Raw genomic sequence first — 20,178 nt, forward strand, 5'->3', positions numbered from 1 at the left:
GATAAGCCTCTTTCTCCAACCTTCGGGAAGATCGCATCTGGTTCATATAGCCATAGATAAAAAGCTTGAGCAGGTCTGCTGGATGATAGGGCGGCCTCCCTTGAGGGGCTATGGTTTGAAATCCCATCTGGGATAAATCGAGCAAGTTGACAAATTGATCAATGAGTCGTACGCTATTACCCTGGGGAATCATATCATCCAAACAGGTTGCGTAAAGACTAAGCTGTTCCCGGTCTTGTCCTTGTTGGTATTCCATATCTTAAAAATACGAAATTCTTAGGTTTTGAGACAGTCTGACGGTCTTGTATAACAATCAGTTGCGGATTGATTAAAAACTAAGATAGCTAAAATTACCGACTTTTATGCTTGCGCGGTTGTGTCCGCAGGACACAAAGCCGCAATTGTTGTTATACGGTGTTGTATGGCGTTTTTATCCTAATTTTTCATTTAAAGTTTCTATAAATGAGTTGTTTATGTTTTCAGCTAATTTAAATTCTTTAATTATTTGATTTGAAACTTCTAGAAATTTCAGTCTTGCTTTTTTCAAATGTGCATTATTTTTAGGTAATCCCGAAACAGAATTTCTCAAGAATTTCATTGATTCAATGGATTCTCGCATATTTGGTTTAAGTTTAATTAGTGAATCAAGTAAATCTTGTAAAGTTGCGTAATCTTGTTCTACGTGATATACAATTATTGATACTTTTTCTTGAGCACTAAAAACTTTCGCAAAATAATACGCAAATTCTTCGATTTCTGTGTTTAATTTATAAGTTATAGAATTCATCGATTCTGAATAAAATTTAATACTCCTTTTAACTCTTTTGTCTGATTCAGATAAACCTTGATCTGCAAATTTGTCTATTTTAATTCTTTGATTTTTCGTTTCTTCTCCAAGTTTTGTTATTAAATCTGAAATTGTATTTAAGCTTTTTATGCATTCACTGAATAAACCTGCATCTTCAACAATTTGGTCTATTTCAGATTGGCTCAATTCATTGTTTTTAACTTGTAATTCAAAATCCGTTTGTTTGTTACCAGATATTATTTTATTTAATTCATCAATGGAGCTTTTATTCAAGTCCTTTGATTTTGGTATCAGAACTTTCCATTGGGTTGGTGTCTTCTTGAATGTTTCTTCATTTGCAATTTCCCAAGTTGTTTTATTTGTTTCAGGTAGATGAGCAATAATGATTACAGGAAGATTTGAATTCAGCCAATAGTTGTAGTGAATTTTAGTAACATAAAGTGTCAATGAATTTTTAGACTCGTGGAAGTTCCCTTTACCAGTTTTTATTTGAGCAGAAATAAATTTTCCAGTCGGTTCTCCATTAAATTTTTGTTCAATTAGGGCGTCAATTCCTACGTCTACAATTGGTTGTTCTCTGAAAATCCAATCTAATTCTTTTGTAATTAAAAGGGCAGTAGCATAAACTCCAATTCTTTCAGTATTAATATCTCTCATTATTGGTTTTAAATGACATACAACGTACGGATAACACAACAAGTTGTGTTATCTCTATTTTAGTTAAAGTACTAATCTAGTGGATTTTTAATTGTTTTAAAAGTATTTGTGACTACATAAGTATAAATTTAAGTGAGGCAATGGAGCTTTCTATACAGATTAACTACCATTTTTAAATAAACACAACTTTTGGGATTAATCCTAGATCCCTGATCCATTGATTCTAAAACCAACCCTAAATTTTATCCATAAAAAAAGCCTCTAGAACTAAATCTAGAGGCTTTTTTTGTGGGCGCGAAGGGATTCGAACCCCTGACCCCTTGGGTGTAAACCAAGTGCTCTGAACCAACTGAGCTACGCGCCCTAATGAATGCTTTAGCTAAAAAAAGCTCCCTTTTCTGGAAGCTTTTGAATGGTTGTGGGCGCGAAGGGATTCGAACCCCTGACCCCTTGGGTGTAAACCAAGTGCTCTGAACCAACTGAGCTACGCGCCCCATTCATTATTGCGAGTGCAAATATAGACTAGTTTTTGTTCTGCACAAAGAAAAAAATTAAAAATTTTAAATAATTTCAGCTACTGTAAAATTGCTGCCTCCGCAAAAAATAAGATCTTTTTTTCCTGCTGCCTGTAACGCAGCAGCATAAGCCTCTGGCACACTTTTAAATACCTTACCTAAAAGCCCAAATTCGGTAGATTTTGTCATCAATTTTTCAGCTTCCAGCCCTCTGGGAACATCTGGCTTGCAAAAATAATAGGTCGCTCCCTTTGGGAATAGCGGCAATACCTCATCCAGATCTTTATCGTTTACCACTCCAAAAACAAAATGTAAATGCTCATACACTTCATCTTTTAATTGCTCAAATACATATCGGAGTCCGTCACTATTATGAGCGGTATCACAAATTACCTTTGGTGACTGCTGAAGGATATCCCATCTTCCCCTAAGATTGGTGTTTTTGCGAACATTTTTTAAACCCTCTTCCAAATGCTTTTCAGAAATTTCCCAACCTTGCGTAACAAGCTGCCTGATAACCGCTGTAACCCCTTTTATATTCTTTTGCTGATAAGTTCCCAATAAATCGGTGCTTAAATTTACGGGTACTTCAAGCTCTTCAGCAAAAATGATCTCTGCTTTTCTTTCCTGTGCCGTTTTCTTAAAAACCGGTGCGGTTTCAGGATGTTTTTCAGAAATTATAACGGGAATATTTTCTTTAATAATCCCGGCTTTTTCTCCGGCAATTTCAGGAAGTGTCGTTCCTAAAAATTGGGTGTGATCTTTACCAATATTGGTAATTAAACCAACTTCGGGAATTATAATATTCGTAGAATCTAAACGGCCACCCATCCCAACTTCAATTACAGCAATATCCACTTTTTCTTCGGCGAAATACCAAAAAGCCATACCTACACTCATTTCGAAAAAAGACAGGCGCTCTGCTTCCAAAAAAGACCTGTTATTTTGTATAAAATCGATTACAGCTTCTTCAGAAATATAGGATCCATTAATTCGAATACGCTCTCTGTAATCCTTTAAATGTGGCGAAGTGTACAATCCAACCTTATAACCTGCTTCCTGCAAAACAGAAGCAATCATGTGGCTACTGGAACCTTTCCCGTTAGTTCCGGCTACGTGAACGCTTTTAAAATCCCGCTCGGGATGCCCAAGATGAGCCGCTAATTTTAAAGTATTGGAAAGGTCTTTTTTAAATGCTGAACTCCCCACGCGTTGATACATGGGTAACTGCTGAAACATCCATTCAACAGTTTGTTGATACGTCATCAATTATTCAGATAATTTGAAGTTATAAACTATAGTTCCTACCTGGCGCGAAGGTGCATCAGCATCGCTGTTGAATCGGGTAGCTAAAGCGGCTTTTCTGGCAGGCTCTGTTAAACAGGATGCGTTATTCGTAGTTCCTTTAACTCCCGGAGTCGCTGCAATCACCTGCCCCTGTCGGTTTACTTCTATACGCACCACAACGATACCAGATTCATTACAATCCTGAACAAATTTTTCTTTATTTAAAGCACGGCGACCACCTAAACGGTAATTACCATCACCATCAAGACCGGCTCCATTACCGTAATAACTTTTTGCATTAGGATCTCCATCTGGAGAACCTTTATCCCCGGCTGCATTATCATTACCTTCTCCCCCGCTTGCTTCACCACTACGCTCTGGCCCGTTTAAAATACTACTCATCGCATCGGTAGTAGATTTATCGGGTTTTGGATCGGGTTTCTTTGCCGGTTCTTCTTTTTTAGGTTCCACCTTTTTGGGCTTTTCAGTCTCCACAGGTTTCTTTACCTCTTTCTTTTCTTCGATTACCGGTGCTTCGTCCACTTCCTGGGTTACCACTTTCTCTTCCACAATAGGTTCCGGTTCTGGCGGAGTTACCTCAGGACTGGTATTTTTTGGAGCAGATTCGATGGGTTTTGTAGGCTGTTGATTTCCCGACCCCACGTCTGAAGTTCCAAAATTAACCGCGATGCCATTTTCTGGCGGTGGATCTAAATATGTAAAACCAAAAAAGAACAAAATAACCAACAGTAGTACATGCAGCACTACTGTGATGGTGAATGATTTTTTCTCGTGTTTGGTTTCTAAGAAAGCCATGATTATTCCGGTTTAACCGCTAATACTATTTTATATCTATTTCGATTGGCAATATCCATTACGTTTACTGCTTTTTCGATAGGCACTCCTTCTTCGGCACGTAAAATAATCGTTGGGTTTTCTATCCCTGCTAATTTACTCTTTAACGTACTTTCTAATGCCGAATTGCTTATGCGCTCGTCATTAATATACACCTGCAGCTCCTTAGTAATACTTACTGAAACATTCTGCTGGTTAGTGGTCTTTCCTTTAGCTTTTGGAAGTATTAAATCTAAAGCTTCTGGGGTAATTACCGGAGAGGTTAACATGAAAAATATCAATAACAAAAATACAATATCTGTCATCGAGCTCATACTAAACTCCGGGCTCACTTTATTTCTACCTCTTAAATTCATATTAAGCAGGCTCGTTTAATAAGTCTAAAAAGTCTACAGCAGTAGCTTCCATCTGGTGCACTACTTTATCTGTTTTTACAACAAGGTGATTATACCCAATATAAGCTATAATCCCAACTATAAGCCCCGCAACGGTAGTAGTCATCGCGGTATAAATACCTTCTGCCAATAATCCCATTTGTGCCTGCCCGCTACTGGTAGCCAGCTCATGGAACGCAATCACCATACCAATTACGGTTCCTAAGAAACCAATCATTGGCGCAGCACCGGCAATAGTAGCCAGAATACTTACGTTTTTCTCTAGTTTGTAAACTTCCAGTCGACCGGCATTTTCTATAGCCGTATTAATATCTTCTAACGGACTACCAATTCTGGAAATTCCTTTTTCTGTTAATCTTGCTACCGGATTATCACTTTGTGCACATCTAATCTTTGCCGATTCGATATTACCATTTAATACACTATCCTTAATTTGATGCATAAAGTTTTTATCTACCCGGCTTGCCGATTTTATCGCAAACAATCTCTCAAAGTAAATATACACCGCTGCAAACAACAACACAAACAATACAAAAATAATGATCTGCCCGGCGATACCACCGCTTAAAAGCAAATCGAAAATCGAAAGTGTTTTTTCTTCTGAAACCTCCGCAGCATCCTGCGCTGCTTGCGTCACGGCATCCTGCTGAATAAAATATAGCATATTAATTGATTAGGGTTTTTAATGTAACGTGATAAACGGGTTAAAATTGTTGCCCAAATTTAGTAAAATAATTATCAGATCAACTCCATATCTGCATTCATTAAGAAATTACTAACAACCTACATTCGATTACTATGTTCATTTTGGATCATTGAGTGAATTCTTAAGGAAAATCTGTATCAAAATGTGACCAAAATGGAGGTTTCTACATAAAATCTTTCGCAACGATTTCAATCTACCTCCTGGATTATCTTAATCGAACTTAGATTCACAGATAAGCAGTTGTAAAAACTTACACCAATTGCTTTAAAGCCACCTCGAATGCCGTTTTGCTGATATTGGTCTTATCACTATTATTATTAAAGGTATTCTGGATCGCGTTTTTAATGGTCATTGAAGTATCATTAAAAATAGCCTCATCGGTCATCTGCACCCTACGTTCCATAAAATAGGCAAAAACACGTGCCATCCCGCAATTGGATATAAAATCTGGAATAAGACTTACACGCTCATCAATAAATTCCATTATTGGGCCGAAGAAAATCTCTTTATCGGCAAAAGGAACATTGGCACCACAAGAAATCACTTCTAATTTTTTATCAATAAGGTTGGAGATTTGTTCTCTGGTTACTAATCTTGAAGCTGCACATGGTGTAAAGATTTCAGCATCAAGATTCCATATTTTCTGATTAATTTCTTCAAAAGGGATTAATTCTTTTGCATTTAGGGTATTGCCCTCTTTATTCAGAAATAAAGTTTTAATCTCTTCAAAAGAAAAACCATCTTTATTAATCAACCCGCCGGCACGATCAATAATTCCAACAACCTTAGCGCCCATTTGGGAAAGATAATAGGCCGCCGCAGAACCTACGTTTCCAAAGCCCTGTACAATAGCTTTCTTTCCTCTTATATCACCGCCGTAAATTTGATAATATTGATTTACAGCCTCAGCCACACCAAAACCGGTTATCATATCGGCCACGGTATATTTTCTAGAGATATCCGGTGAATAATCGGTATTTTCTAACACTTTAATCACGCCCTGGCGCAACTGCCCTATCCTGTTAATCTTATCTGCTTCAGTAGGGCGAAAATGCCCATTAAAAACACCTTCCTGCGGATGCCATACCCCGCAATCTTCAGTAATCGGGATCACCTCATGGATCTCATCTACGTTTAAATCGCCACCGGTACCGTAATAACTTTTTAGCAACGGAGATACCGCTTTATACCAGCGCTCTAAAACCCCTTTTTTTCTTGGATCTTTAGGATCGAAATTAATTCCGGATTTTGCGCCACCAATCGCGGGACCAGAAACCGTAAATTTCACTTCCATTGTTTTTGCCAAAGAAAGCACTTCGTTTTTATCTAATCCTTCCCGCATTCGGGTTCCGCCACCGGCAGCACCTCCTCTAAGCGAGTTGATCACCGTCCAGCCTTCAGCCTCTGTTTCAGGATCATTCCAATGAAAAACAATCTCTGGTTCTTTATTTTCGTAAAGTTTTAATAATTCTTTCATTTAAATATGTGTGTGATTTGTTTCAAATATAAGTATTCAGATAGTTTAAAAAGAAGATGGCGTAAATATCCTTCCCGCAGCATGATCCTTACTCGCTCCGGTAACCGAGCTTAACACATTTACCTTTCCTTCTAATTTAAGCACGCCCAATAAACCAAAAATCAAAGCTTCCTTAAAATCGATAATTTTTGCTTCGGGAATAACAAACTCGCATTTAGAATAGGTTTTAAATTTTTCGATCAAAAAATCATTAAAAGTGCCGCCGCCGGTTACTAAAACTTTAGACGTTTGCTGATTGTCCAAAACATTGGCCACTTGCTGGGCGACATGAACCACATACGTGTGTAAAATATCAGGAACGGGGATTTCTTGCGAAGTAATTATCGGCAAAACCTCAGCTTTCACCCATTCAATCCCTAAAGATTTTGGAGGTTTTAGGCTATAAAACTTAAGATCATTTAATTGCTGAAGTAATTTTTTATTCAGTTTTCCTCCGGAAGCGATCTTTCCTTTATCATCATACTCTTTACCTATCTGTCGCGTAAAATGATTAAGAACCGTATTCACCGCGCAGATATCATAAGCCAGGATCTTATCATGCTGCTTTGCTGAAATATTTGCAAAGCCCCCCAAATTTAAACAATATCGATAGTCGCTAAAAAGTAGCTGATCTCCAATAGGCACCAAAGGCGCTCCCTGCCCGCCAAGTGCTACATCCTGCACTCTAAAGTCACAAACAACTTTACGGTTTAGATATTGGGCAATTTCAGGAAGGTTTCCTATTTGCAACGTAAAGCCATTTTGTGGTTCATGCTTAATGGTATGTCCATGCGAACACACCGCATCTAAACGCTGAATATCATTTTCTGCCAAAAACTTTAAGATCACCTCTGCCAGATATTTGGTATATTCTTTATTTAAATCGTGTAGCTTATTGTCTTCTAAATTGATAGCAGCATTCAGTTTTTCACGCCATTCTTTTGAATAATCTACGGTTTGCGCTTCCAAAATTTGGAAATTATAGTTATTTTCAACATCGAAATGAATGTAGGCCAAATCGATTCCGTCTAAAGAGGTTCCAGACATTACCCCAAGCACAAAATAGTCTGATTTTTTCATATTCTCAAAATTAACTAATTTTTATTGAAAAATAAATAATAAAAATTTATATTTAGCAACAAAAATTACCTTTTTCTAAATTTATACTCAAATGAATTTCGAATTAACTGAAGAACACATAATGATTCGCGATGCTGCTCGCGATTTTGCAAAAAACGAATTACTACCCGGCGTCATTGAAAGAGACGAAAAACAAGAATTTCCCAAAGCGCAAGTTAAGAAAATGGGCGAACTTGGTTTTTTAGGAATGATGGCCTCACCAGAATATGGTGGCGGTGGCATGGATACCATTAGTTATGTTTTGGCCATGGAAGAAATTTCTAAAATCGATGCATCGGCATCGGTCGTCATGTCTGTAAACAATTCCTTAGTTTGTTGGGGACTGGACACCTATGGTACCCCTGAACAAAAAGAGCAATATTTAGCTAAACTTACTACCGGAGAAAAACTAGGCGCATTTTGTCTTTCTGAACCCGAAGCGGGTAGCGATGCTACTTCTCAACGTACCAGCGCAATCGATAAAGGAGATTATTATTTATTAAACGGTACTAAAAACTGGATCACCAACGGCGGTACGGCAGACTATTATCTGGTTATTGCACAAACCGACAGAGAAAAGAAACACCATGGCATCAATGCTTTTATCGTAGAGAAAGGATGGGAAGGTTTTGAAGTTGGTCCAAAAGAAAATAAACTAGGGATTAGAGGAAGTGACACCCATTCTTTAAATTTTAATGATGTAAAAGTCCCTAAAGAGAATAGAATTGGGGAAGACGGATTTGGATTTAAGTTTGCCATGAAAACCTTATCTGGAGGAAGAATTGGTATTGCTGCCCAGGCGCTTGGAATTGCTTCTGGTGCTTTTGAACTTGCAAGGGATTACTCGAAACAACGTAAAGCTTTTGGTACAGAAATTAGTAACCACCAGGCCATCGCTTTTAAACTAGCCGATATGTATACATCAATAGAAAGCTCCAGACATTTGGTGATGAAAGCTGCCTGGGATAAAGATCAGGGAGCAAACTATGATCTAAGCGGCGCTATGGCAAAATTAAGTGCGTCCCAAACTGCAATGGATGTTACTATAGAGGCCGTTCAAATTCATGGTGGTAATGGTTTTGTAAAAGAATACCACGTAGAGCGATTAATGCGGGATGCAAAAATCACACAAATTTACGAAGGAACTTCAGAAATACAGAAAATAGTGATTTCCAGAAGCATACTAAAATAATAAGCTCAAAAAACATCGAAAATCAACTCGCTAAATCCTGGCGAGTTTTTTTATATCAAAATCCATTATTTTCCATTGCGAAATTCGGAAATATGACCCTCGTTTATTAAATGATTAATAAAAATTAAGAATTTATTTAGTTTTGCTGAATTTAATAGGTTCTTTCTTATTATTACCTTCAAATTCTTTACTAATTTAGATATTTTTGTAGTAATAATATAAGGACGATAGGTTATGAGACCAAAAGAGCAGGGGCTTTACTTGCCTGAATTTGAGAGAGATAATTGCGGCGCGGGATTTATTTGTAACTTAAAAGGTAAGCGCACAAACGACATCATCCATAAAGCTTTGGATATTCTAATACGATTAGAGCATCGTGGAGCAGTAAGTGCTGATGGAAAAACCGGAGACGGTGCAGGAATTTTGATTGAAATTCCGCATAATTTCTTTAAGAAAGTTTGTGATTTCGATTTACCGGAATTTGGAGAATATGCAACCGGGATGATTTTTCTTCCTCGATCTAAGAATCAATTAAAAATCTGTAAAGAGATTTTTGAGGAAGAAATCATTAATCAGGGATTAAATATTATTGGCTGGAGACAGGTACCAGTCGATAAATCATGTTTAGGGAGCATTGCTTCTTTAAGCGAGCCCAATGTTGAGCAAATTTTTATTGGTAAAGACGAAGATACCAGCGACGAGGTTTTTAGAGCTAAACTTTTTGCTGCAAGAAAAATTGCAGAACATAAGATCTATAGCTCTAACCTGGGAGAAGCAGAATATTTTTACCTTCCTAGTTTATCTACAAAGACCATTATTTATAAAGGTTTATTGATGCCACAAGACATCAATATTTATTATAAGGATTTAAATGATCCAGATCTGGTAACGAAACTGGCGTTAGTACATCAACGCTTCTCTACCAACACCTTCCCTACCTGGGATTTGGCACAACCCTTTAGATATATGTGCCATAACGGAGAGATTAACACGTTAAGAGGTAACCTTAGCCGAATGAAGGCCAGGGAAGAGCTTTTTGAAAGTGAAATTTTTGGTGAAGACATCAAAAAAATCTTACCGGTAACCTTAGAAGGAAAATCAGATTCAGCTTCGATGGATATGGTATTAGAAATGCTGTTACAAACCGGCCGTTCTTTGCCTGAAGCTATTATGATGATGGTTCCCGAAGCCTGGGAGAAAAACCCTTCTATGGATGACGATAAAAAAGCATTCTACGAATATAACGCCTGTATCATGGAGCCATGGGACGGCCCAGCTTCTATTCCTTTTACAGATGGGCAGTATATTGGTGCTTTATTAGACCGTAATGGTTTAAGACCCTCGCGCTACACCGTCACCAAAGATGGTTACGTAATTATGTCTTCTGAAACAGGGGTGGTAGATGTAAAACCTGAAAATGTAGAATTACACGGTCGCCTGGAGCCTGGAAAAATGTTCCTGGTAGATATGGTTGAAGGCCGAATTGTAGGCGACGAAGAAGTAAAGGAACAAATTGTATCTAAACGCCCTTACAGAAAGTGGCTAGATAAAAATTTACTTCCGTTAGCTGATGTTCCTTATACCGGGAATAAAACTCCGGTAGAACCTGTAGATTTTAAAACAAGACAAAAAGTTTTTGGTTACACTATAGAGGATATCAAAACCATCATTAGCCCTATGGCCACGCAAGGAAAAGAAGCGATAGGCTCTATGGGAACAGATATTCCGTTGGCGGTGCTTTCAGATAAACCACAACTTTTATTTAATTACTTTAAACAACTTTTCGCACAGGTAACCAACCCACCGTTAGACGGAATTCGCGAAGAGATTGTGACCGATATTAGTTTATCGATTGGGGAAGACAAGAACATCTTTGATATTACCCCAGAGCATGCCCAGAAACTTAGAATTCAGAATCCGGTAATCTCTAATGAAGATCTGGATAAAATAAAATATATAGATCATCCCGATTTTCGCGCAAAATCGATCTCAATATTATATGACATTGAGAAAGGATTAAATGGTCTGGAAGAACGACTGGAAGAAATTGTACTGGAGATTAAAAAGGCGGTAGATGACAATAGAAATATCATCATCCTTTCTGATAGAAATGTGAGTGATAAGCTTGCTCCTATCCCATCACTTCTAGCCTGTTCTTTTGTTCATCATGAACTTAAAAAACATAAAAGAAGATCGTCGTTTGGTATTGTAATCGAATCTGCCGAACCTAGAGAACCTCATCATTTTGCTTTACTATTTGGTTATGGTGCCAGTGCCATTAACCCTTATATGGTAAACGAAATTATCTATAAACTTTCTGAAGAAGGTGAAATTGAGGAAAAAGATCCTGATGCTGCTGTTAAAAACTTCAATAAGGCGATTGGAAAAGGTATTGTAAAAATCATGAATAAGATTGGTATTTCAACTTTACATTCTTATCGTGGTTCGCAGATATTCGAAATTCTTGGTTTAAACAAAAAGTTTACCAATAAGTATTTTACCAATACTCCATCCCGAATCGAAGGAATCGGACTTTACGAAATTGAAAAGGAAATCCAAAAACGTTATAAACTTGCGTTTACGCCACCAGAAACCGACACAGGATTAGATCTGGAAATTGGTGGTGACTATCGCTGGAGAAGAAATGGGGAACGCCACATGCTCAACCCAGCTTCAGTAGCAAAACTACAGCAGGCCGTAAAACAAAACAGCTATAAAACGTATAAAGAATACTCTAACTTCATCAACGATCAGACTAAAAACCTGATGACACTTAGAGGAATGTTTAAGTTTAAACAACTTAATCCTATTTCTATAGACGAAGTTGAACCCTGGACAGAAATCGTAAAGCGATTTAAAACAGGTGCGATGTCTTTTGGGTCGATAAGTAAAGAGGCTCACGAGAACCTTGCTATCGCTATGAACCGTTTACAAGGGAAAAGTAATAGCGGTGAAGGTGGTGAAGATGCAAACCGTTTTACCAGAGACGCTAACGGAAACTGGAGAAACAGCGCTATTAAACAGGTAGCTTCAGGGCGTTTTGGGGTATCTATAAATTACCTTTCTAATGCGAAGGAGATTCAGATTAAAATGGCTCAGGGAGCTAAACCCGGTGAAGGTGGACAATTACCTGGCCCAAAAGTGAATCCTTCTATTGCAAAAACAAGAAATTCCACTCCTTACGTAGGATTAATTTCGCCACCTCCGCATCACGATATTTATTCTATCGAGGATTTAGCGCAATTAATTTTCGACCTTAAGAATGCGAATAGAGAAGCAAGAATTAACGTAAAACTTGTATCTAAAGTTGGTGTTGGTACCATTGCTGCCGGTGTTGCAAAAGCAAAAGCAGATGTAGTGCTTATTTCTGGTTATGACGGTGGTACGGGAGCCTCCCCGCTTACTTCTTTAAGACATGCTGGTTTACCCTGGGAATTAGGTATTGCAGAAGCACAACAAACACTGCTTTTAAACAATCTAAGAAGCAGGATCACGGTAGAATGTGACGGACAACTAAAAACAGGTCGTGATGTGGCTATTGCCTGTCTATTAGGTGCCGAAGAGTTTGGTTTCTCTACAGCTCCTTTAGTTGCTTCTGGATGTATTATGATGCGCGCCTGTCACTTAAATACCTGCCCGGTTGGAATCGCTACGCAGGATCCAGAATTAAGAAAGAACTTTAAAGGTACTCCAGAGAATGTAATTAATTTCATGTATTTCGTTGCTCAGGAACTTCGTGAAATTATGGCTAGTCTTGGTTTTAGAACCCTTAACGAAATGGTGGGACAAAGTCAGAAACTAGATATGGATCGTGCCATAGAACATTATAAAGCACAAGGAATAGACTTATCGAATATTCTTTACAAGCCAAATATCGATAAAGACCTTCCGCTGTATAAAACCCAAAATCAAAACCATGGACTAGAAAATGCCTTAGATTTTGATATTCTTAAGAAAGCGCATCCGGCGATCTATCGTAAAGAAAAAATGAGCCTGGATTTCAATATTTCTAATATCAATAGAACTACTGGTGCTATTTTAAGTAATGAGATTTCTAAAATTCATGGTGAAGGTGGTTTACCAGAGCACACTTTAGAGCTTAATTTTAAAGGTTCTGCCGGCCAGAGTTTTGGTGCTTTTACTACACGTGGACTTACACTAAACGTTACCGGAAATACGAATGATTACTTCGGAAAAGGACTAAGTGGCGCTACGCTTACCGTGAAAAAACCCGAAGAAGCTACTTTTAAATCTCATGAAAATGTCATCATAGGAAATGTTGCGCTTTATGGAGCTATTAATGGCGAAGCCTACATCAATGGGATTGGTGGTGAACGTTTCTGCGTAAGAAACTCTGGCGCCAAAGCTGTAATTGAAGGTATTGGAGATCATGGCTGTGAATACATGACCGGCGGTAGAGCGGTAATATTAGGTAAAATAGGACGTAATTTTGCAGCAGGTATGAGTGGTGGAATTGCTTATATCTATAACCCCGATAACAATTTAGATAATAATAATTTTAATATGGAGATGATCGAATTAGAACATGTTTCTAATGACGATGCTTCAGAATTAAAAGAACTAATACAAAATCACTACTATCACACCGATAGTGAGGTTGCAGGCCAAATTTTAGAAAATTGGGAAGAAAATCTTTCCAAATTCATCAAGGTAATGCCTATTGAATACAAAAAAGCATTACAAAGAATGGAAGAAGAAAAAGAGAAAGAAGAAAACCTGGAACTTAAAACGGCGTAATAATGGGAAAACTTAGAGGATTTTTAGAATACGAGAGAAAAGAAGAAACTACAGAAGCCGTAGAGCTAAGAGTTAAAAATTATAAAGAATTTACAAAAGATTTAGATACTGAAGAGCTGAACCATCAGGGAGCTCGTTGTATGGATTGCGGAATTCCTTTTTGCCACAGCGGCTGCCCGCTTGGGAATTTGATTCCCGATTTTAATCATGCCGTTTACCAAAATGACTGGAAAAGGGCTTTACAGATTTTACATTCCACCAACAATTTCCCTGAATTTACCGGGCGCTTATGCCCTGCACCCTGTGAATCTGCATGTGTACTTGGAATCATCGAGCCTCCCGTTTCGATAGAACTTATCGAAAAATATATCGTAGAACGAGGCTTTAAAGAAGGTTGGATTGTTCCTAACCCACCAAAAAACCGAACTGGCAAAAAAGTTGCCGTCGTAGGTTCCGGCCCGGCGGGAATGGCTGCAGCACAACAATTAAATCGTGCCGGTCACGATGTAACCTTATTCGAAAGAGATGCTAAATTAGGCGGATTGCTTCGTTACGGTATTCCGGATTTTAAACTGGATAAATCGGTAATAGACCGCCGACTTAAGATCATGGAAGAAGAAGGCATCAACTTTAAGCCAAATACCCATGTTGGGGTTAATTATGATGTAGAAGAATTAAAAGCATTTGATTCGGTAGTGCTTACGGGCGGTGCTACACAACGCAGAGGCTTACCTATACCAGGAGCCGATGCAAAAGGTGTGGTACAGGCTATGGAGTTTCTTAAAAATAACAACCAGGTTGTAGATAGTTTAAAAGAATTATCTTCAGACTTATCTGCTGAAGGTAAAAATGTAATTGTTATTGGTGGTGGTGATACAGGATCAGACTGTGTGGGAACCTCGAATCGACATGGTGCAAAATCGGTAACGAATTTTGAAATTATGCCGATGCCTGCGAGCAGTAGAACTACCCAAAATCCCTGGCCTTATTGGCCATTTACGCTAAAAACAAGTAGTTCGCATGAAGAAGGCGTAAATCGAAATTGGAGCATTAGTACTAAAGAATTCATTAAAGATAAAGATGGTAATTTAAAAGGCCTTAAAACTGTCGAAATTGAATGGGTAAAAGGTAAAAAAGGCGAAAGACCACAACTTAAAGAAGTAGAAGGAAGCGAAAAGGAATGGCCTTGTGAACTTGCACTGCTTGCGTTAGGTTTTACAGGACCAGAAGCTAGTTTAAGCCAGCAATTGGGATTAGATTTAGATAACAGAACCAACATAAAAGCTGATAATGACTATCAAACTAATATCCCTCACATTTTTGCTGCCGGGGATATGCGTCGTGGTCAGTCCTTAATTGTGTGGGCAATCTCTGAAGGTCGTGAAGCAGCTTATCATGTAGATAAATATCTAATGGGAGAAAGTAAACTCCCAACCAAAGGTAATGGTGATTTACCCGCAGCCTAAAAATTAAAGGAAATATCTAAGAATAGGCTGTCTAAAAACTCAATTTTAGTCAACCTGAACTTGTTTCAGGTTCTCATAACGATTTTTAAATCAATGAGATGAGATTCTGAAACAAGTTCAGAATGACGTTTTTGGAAGTTTTTAGACAGCCTCTTTTTATATGCTTATTCTGCTTCAACTTCAAAAAGAGTATGCTTTTCTTAAAAAAAGAAGCACTATAAAAATGAGTTACATTTTCGAACAAATGCCACCAAAACGGCAGCTTCGATATAAAATCTTTCGCCAGGATTTCATTTCAGCCTTCGAATCTTATTAGATTGAATTCAACGTAAATGAAATAATTCTATAGTTAAGGTCGTACCAAAAAATAAACAATCAAAATAAGGATTAACACCGTGAGCACCGCAAAAAAGATCTTCCAGAACGAATAAGGCCGTTTACCTGAAATGCTTCCGTTTTCGCCATTCACAAAAAAGCGATAATCTTTATTTTTATAGCGGTAGGCACTTATATAAACGGGTAGTAAGATGTGTTTAAAGGTTTCTTCTCTAAGCTTAATATTGAGTTGGTCTACACGTTGCTCATCGCCACCTATATCTAGAATCGCCCAGTATCTTGCCGTTTCCCGCATTTCTTCCTGTGATTCCAAATGTCCCTGATTTAAAGGAATAGTATATTTTTCGGTTACAAAACCAGCAAGAAAATCACTTTTAAAAGGCTGAATCTTTTTTAAATCCCAGTGCGCTATTTCACGAGGTACACTCTGGGTATGCTGTTTTGAAGCGCTGATAAGGGTATCATCTATAAAACCACTTATAGAACCAGTTACTAAAGTCCATCGGGTTTTGCGCACCCGGCGCGTGCATGTTTTACCTTTACTATCCTTATAGGTTTCGGTTACGTAATAATAATCTCCACGTCTACCACTATAGGAACCTAAAAGCAAAGCATCAAAAGTCCAGTAAGGCAAATAAAGACCTTTGGTAAATTGTGGTTCCAGACTTGCCGCCTTTAAGTCATTAGGCGCCCACCATAACCCGTTTACCCATTTCTTAAAACGCACCAGCGCATCTTGCTGGTTAAGCTGAAATGGTAATATACCACCAGGTAAAATCCATTCTTCGGTTTTCGCATCTTCCCGTATAAGCGGAGTACCACAGTACACACAGTGCAAAGATTTATAATGCTCTTCAACATGTTGGTTTGCTCCACAGTTTTCACAACTTAGGATACTTATTTGCTCACTATTGACCTGTCCTCCATGATTTTGCAAATACGAACGTAAGGGCAGTTCTTTAACGGGATCTGTGCCTATTTTTATATCTTCAGTATGACCGCAGTATGCACAGGTTATTTTGGTAGTGCCGGGCTTATAGGTAAGTTGGGCTCCACAACCTTTGCAGGCTTTTTTAAGTTCAGTTTTTTGAATTACAGGATCGCTCATCAAATACTTAGCTTCAAATTACTGAGCAGGTAATGGAGGAGGCGTATTTCCACCTAAAAACGACTTAAGCTCCTCTATTTCCTGAAGCGCTTTCCACTCCGTCATTCCCTGTTTCCAAATGAGTGAATTGCGATTTATAATCCGGGCTGCAAATAACGACTGTAATTGCTCAAAGCCTACGGGGCCTTGCTGCATGTTGTTTTGAGCGTAATAATACAGGACAGGCACAGGTGGTGGTGTTGAGCGCTGTGCTGGTTGTTGCGACTGGGGTTTATGGAGTGCATCCCCCATTTGCTGTGCAAGGGCAAAGCCCATCCCCATTCCCATACCGGCACCGGCTGTTCCGTCTTCGTTATTGGCGGCAGCCTCAATGGCTTTAGCGGTTTTAAACCGCGTTAGTTTATCCAGATCCACCTTGTCTACACGGCTGTACTCAAAGATTTCCTTTTTAAGCTCCTCGGGCATCGAGATGTTTTCGATATAGAACCTTTCTAGAGCAATACCCACGCTATTAAATTCGGATTCCATCACCTCCTTACAGGTTTCAGAAAGTTCGTTCGTATTTGCCGCGTAAAGTTCTATGGGTAATTTGGCTTCGCCAACAGTATCTGTAAAACGTGTAGCGATAAGGCTTTTAAGGTGCTCGTTGATTTCAAAATTGGTAAAATTACCATCGGTACCTACAATGTCCTTGATGAATTTCCCGGCATCGCTAATGCGAAAAGCATAGGTGCCAAAGGCCCGTATTTCTATCAGTCCAAAGCGATCATCACTAAGGACAATAGGGTTTCTGGTTCCCCATTTCTCATCGGTAAACATATGGGTATTTACAAAATAAACTTCGGCTTTAAACGGACTATCAAAACCATATTTCCAACCTTTCAAGGTAGTAAGTATAGGAAGATTTTGGGTATTTAACGTGTAAGTACCGGGACCAAAAACATCTGCAAGCTGGCCTTCATTTAGAAAAACTGCCATCTGCCCTTCACGAACAATAAGTTTTGCATTGTTTTTAATCTCATTTTGATAGCGCTCAAATCGATGCGCAATAGTGTCCTGAGTATAATCAAGCCACTCGATGATGTCAATAAACTCATGGCTAAGTTTTTCCTTTATGTCATCAAATAATCCCATTCTAATTGGTTTTAATATTTTGTATAGTTAATATTCTCTTTGTCTTAATTTATAGATCATTTACTAGATAATTGAGATTAAATGTTCCAGTCCCGTCTCAATAACTGCCTCATACATTATTCTAAGGCAGGTTACTTACTAATTACACTCCCACATCTTCGATTGTAAGATAAAATTCTCTTCCTTACTTCATCCCCTATTAATTGTAAGGAGATTATCTTTAGTCATTACTCCATTAAGGCCTTTAAATATAGTAAGATTTTAAAAAATAAGATTAAATAGCTATGAGGTCATTGTATTAAAAAAACAGCTATGATATTAGAAATATTGATTAGGAAGGGCCGTTATAATTAAGGGATGTCGTTAATTGGTTCTAAACAAAATGGAAATTGGTAAATGGTCGAATAAAGAGTTTAATTAACTAGTGACATGACATTTACCAATAATTTGAATGACCAATTGCGACTACATACTTCCATATTTTTAAGTACATTTATTGTCAGTTTCCATGAAATGGGAAATTCGGCCGCTAAGATCAATACCTCGAAAAAGCTATAATTAATTTTACGATGCCACACGGAAGTTTTGCTGCATTTAAAGAAACTTTAGCGCTAAAGAAAGCTCGTGATATAAAGAAGAAAAGTATTTATGACAACAAACATCAGGTTTCCAAAAGCCCTGGTAGTAACACAGAATTTAACTTCCCGAAACTAACAGCGTCTGAATTGGAAACTGTTAAGTATAATATTAGAAAAGAATTAAAAAAAGATCGACGGAAGACACGTTTTTTAATAGCGCTTATTTTTATTACTATTTTGAGTTTAATCCTTACTTTTATTATTAGCTCTTAATAAAAGACTATCTACAATAACTCAGTTTTCGTATGGATGTGACGATCGATGATGAATTTCCTAGTGACTAAACCGATTTCAATAATTATCGGGATTGCCGATTATAATTTATGTGGATTAGTTTGTTTTTAAATTGAATCATATTTGACTCCGTTAGGCTGTTGTAGACTTGATACAAACACGAGTTTTTACCGGGGTACCAATTCAAAAAGAACAACTGAAATTTATATTCATATAACTACAAATACTTTTTTAGAAATAAAAATTCAACTAGATTAGTACCTTAACTAACGTGAGAACAACAAAGCTCTTGTTTTGTTATATTTTGATAGACAAAATTTAAAAGGTTAAATGGGAATTCTAGATAAATTATTTGGTTCGAAGAAAAAAGGGAAAATTAATAATGATCAAGAAATAGAGCACGCGGTTATTATTGAATTTAACTATGGTATTCAAGGAATGGATAAACTGTATGACCTAACAGATAAGCTCAAAAAAATTATCGTTAATAATCAATTGGGTGAATATGATGGCCATGAAATAGCGACTGATTATAGTGATGGGTTTATTTACATGTATGGCTCGAATGCTGAAGCATTATTTAATGGAATCAAGGAAACTTTAGAACAAACCGACTTTATGAAAGGAGCAAAAGCAAAATTAAGGTTTGGACCACCAGAAGAAGGTATTAAAGAAATAACAGTGGAAATTGGAAAATAATCACGTTTGCTGAAAGTCATAAGTTTTACCTAAGCTAATGACCTCTATGATATATAAATCATATCTATAGCTACCGTTTTCTTTTCAATTTAGTATGTTGCTATGCGTATTAATAGTTGTTAAGCACACAGCCAAAACTACTTTTAAAAGACTAAAAAATCGTTTAGATTAGTATTTTAACTAAAGTGGGGATAACACAACAAGTTGTGTTATTCTTACGTTAAGGAACATATTCAAATCCGGAAGGTCACTTTTTTCCAAGAAGATCGGGAAATGATGGAGTACCCTGTTCTTGTAGCGTATTGTTGTTTTCGACTTTAGGAGAGAACAAAATCAAGTAGTTTAGCCTGACAGCGTAGAAAGTGTACTTTCTAAACATTGGCACGTTAAAAACTACTTGTAAGGTCGGGAAAATATCGGATAAAGTCAAGTTTTTATGGACTTAAAAGACGCGAAAAGAACAGGGTACGACTTTTTTAGTTCCCCAGCCTACTTCCCTTATCCATAGCATAAAATAAATAGCCTGGGGGCAGCTTGGAAAAAAAGTGTTCTTTAATTATTTGCTGATTTGAAAACCGGAGATTTTTTTCCCTACCAAGCACACCCAAAACCAATTGTTGGAAAAAAACGTTCCCTAATAACTAAGCGTTCGTGTGGCCGGAACGGCCTAACATGAACGCACTGTTGACTAAACCGGTTCTTTGCCGATTAAGTATATATGGGGATTAGTCTGTTTTTAGGAGGTAATATTTGTT

At 37.7% G+C, this 20,178-nt stretch carries 15 protein-coding genes and 2 tRNA genes; 5 read left to right on the forward strand and 12 right to left on the reverse strand.

Features of this window, described 5'->3' with window-relative positions; translation table 11 throughout:
* The 10 genes from L1967_RS20675 to L1967_RS20720 form a co-directional block, all read right to left on the reverse strand.
* Positions 1 to 256, reverse strand: a 256-nt coding sequence (locus L1967_RS20675) for a transposase (RefSeq protein ID WP_249603404.1), incomplete at its 3' end; no start/stop codon positions are given.
* Between the two features lie 174 nt (positions 257 to 430).
* Positions 431 to 1,465, reverse strand: a complete 1,035-nt coding sequence (locus L1967_RS20680; RefSeq protein WP_249603405.1) for a DUF4365 domain-containing protein — start codon at positions 1,463 to 1,465, stop codon at positions 431 to 433.
* Positions 1,466 to 1,754: 289 nt separating this feature from the next.
* A tRNA-Val gene (locus tag L1967_RS20685) sits at positions 1,755 to 1,829 on the reverse strand.
* A 55-nt stretch (positions 1,830 to 1,884) separates the two neighbouring features.
* A tRNA-Val gene (locus tag L1967_RS20690) sits at positions 1,885 to 1,959 on the reverse strand.
* Between the two features lie 66 nt (positions 1,960 to 2,025).
* The gene (locus L1967_RS20695; protein ID WP_249603406.1) at positions 2,026 to 3,246 is read right to left on the reverse strand and encodes a bifunctional folylpolyglutamate synthase/dihydrofolate synthase; all 1,221 of its coding nucleotides are present in this window, start codon (positions 3,244 to 3,246) and stop codon (positions 2,026 to 2,028) included.
* 3 nt (positions 3,247 to 3,249) lie between these two features.
* A complete protein-coding gene (locus L1967_RS20700; RefSeq protein ID WP_249603407.1) occupies positions 3,250 to 4,083 on the reverse strand; it encodes an energy transducer TonB in 834 nt (277 codons plus the stop codon).
* A gap of 2 nt (positions 4,084 to 4,085) precedes the next feature.
* Positions 4,086 to 4,478 carry an ExbD/TolR family protein gene (locus L1967_RS20705; RefSeq protein WP_084841259.1) on the reverse strand — a complete coding sequence of 131 codons (393 nt, stop codon included), beginning with the start codon at positions 4,476 to 4,478 and terminating at the stop codon, positions 4,086 to 4,088.
* Between the two features lies 1 nt (position 4,479).
* A complete protein-coding gene (locus tag L1967_RS20710) occupies positions 4,480 to 5,181 on the reverse strand; it encodes a MotA/TolQ/ExbB proton channel family protein (protein WP_249603408.1) in 702 nt (233 codons plus the stop codon).
* A gap of 292 nt (positions 5,182 to 5,473) precedes the next feature.
* A complete protein-coding gene (locus tag L1967_RS20715; RefSeq protein WP_249603409.1) occupies positions 5,474 to 6,700 on the reverse strand; it encodes a Glu/Leu/Phe/Val dehydrogenase dimerization domain-containing protein in 1,227 nt (408 codons plus the stop codon).
* Positions 6,701 to 6,745: 45 nt separating this feature from the next.
* A complete protein-coding gene (locus L1967_RS20720) occupies positions 6,746 to 7,819 on the reverse strand; it encodes an anhydro-N-acetylmuramic acid kinase (protein ID WP_249603410.1) in 1,074 nt (357 codons plus the stop codon).
* A 91-nt stretch (positions 7,820 to 7,910) separates the two neighbouring features.
* Here L1967_RS20720 and L1967_RS20725 point away from each other — a divergent pair, with 91 nt between their 5' ends.
* The 3 genes from L1967_RS20725 (at position 7,911) to L1967_RS20735 (ending at position 15,274) form a co-directional block, all read left to right on the forward strand.
* Complete coding sequence (locus L1967_RS20725) at positions 7,911 to 9,050, forward strand: acyl-CoA dehydrogenase (protein WP_249603411.1); 1,140 nt, start codon at positions 7,911 to 7,913, stop codon at positions 9,048 to 9,050.
* A gap of 234 nt (positions 9,051 to 9,284) precedes the next feature.
* A complete protein-coding gene (gltB, locus tag L1967_RS20730) occupies positions 9,285 to 13,808 on the forward strand; it encodes a glutamate synthase large subunit (RefSeq protein ID WP_249603412.1) in 4,524 nt (1,507 codons plus the stop codon).
* Between the two features lie 2 nt (positions 13,809 to 13,810).
* The gene (locus L1967_RS20735; RefSeq protein ID WP_249603413.1) at positions 13,811 to 15,274 is read left to right on the forward strand and encodes a glutamate synthase subunit beta; all 1,464 of its coding nucleotides are present in this window, start codon (positions 13,811 to 13,813) and stop codon (positions 15,272 to 15,274) included.
* A gap of 349 nt (positions 15,275 to 15,623) precedes the next feature.
* Here the strand turns inward: L1967_RS20735 and L1967_RS20740 are convergent, their stop codons facing one another.
* Together L1967_RS20740 and L1967_RS20745 are read right to left on the reverse strand one after the other, a co-directional pair.
* Positions 15,624 to 16,718 (reverse strand): zinc finger domain-containing protein, encoded by a 1,095-nt coding sequence (locus L1967_RS20740; protein ID WP_249603414.1) that lies wholly within the window; start codon positions 16,716 to 16,718, stop codon positions 15,624 to 15,626.
* Between the two features lie 18 nt (positions 16,719 to 16,736).
* Positions 16,737 to 17,852, reverse strand: coding sequence for an SPFH domain-containing protein (locus tag L1967_RS20745; RefSeq protein WP_249603415.1), 1,116 nt, complete (start codon positions 17,850 to 17,852; stop codon positions 16,737 to 16,739).
* A gap of 569 nt (positions 17,853 to 18,421) precedes the next feature.
* On the opposite strand from L1967_RS20745, the gene L1967_RS20750 reads away from it, so the two are divergent.
* Together L1967_RS20750 and L1967_RS20755 are read left to right on the forward strand one after the other, a co-directional pair.
* Positions 18,422 to 18,703 carry a hypothetical protein gene (locus L1967_RS20750; RefSeq protein ID WP_249603416.1) on the forward strand — a complete coding sequence of 94 codons (282 nt, stop codon included), beginning with the start codon at positions 18,422 to 18,424 and terminating at the stop codon, positions 18,701 to 18,703.
* Between the two features lie 351 nt (positions 18,704 to 19,054).
* Positions 19,055 to 19,423, forward strand: coding sequence for a hypothetical protein (locus tag L1967_RS20755; RefSeq protein ID WP_249603417.1), 369 nt, complete (start codon positions 19,055 to 19,057; stop codon positions 19,421 to 19,423).
* Positions 19,424 to 20,178: the final 755 nt, after the last annotated feature.

It is taken from the genome of Zunongwangia pacifica (genome assembly GCF_023499215.1).
GTDB lineage: Bacteria > Bacteroidota > Bacteroidia > Flavobacteriales > Flavobacteriaceae > Zunongwangia > Zunongwangia pacifica.